Here is a 360-nt window from a genome sequence, read left to right on the forward strand (position 1 = left end):
TCCATCTTATTATGACATTCTTTCAGCAGTGATGTTGAAATCAGGTGTCCTATGGATGTCTTGCCATAACGATAAACTTACCTATAGCCTTCTGCTATGTCAACAGCATCGGCCTGCTGGATTAGGGTCTTTCGATGCTCAATCACTATCCCTATTACCTATCTTCCTACGCTTAACCTTCCCGATTGCTCTGGCTGGCTCAAGGTCGTTACCGGCGGTGTGGCTAATACCTTACCGGATGGGATTTCCACCCATTAAATGCTTCACCCTTAGCTGGACGCACTGACATGCTCCCACCACTTAAATCTTACAGATTTTGAAGTGGGGCTTCCTGCTCGATTGCCCTTCAGGGCAAAGCTA

Origin of the sequence: Blautia sp. OM07-19 (genome assembly GCF_003481595.1) — a bacterium.
GTDB classification, from domain to species: domain Bacteria; phylum Bacillota; class Clostridia; order Lachnospirales; family Lachnospiraceae; genus Blautia_A; species Blautia_A intestinihominis.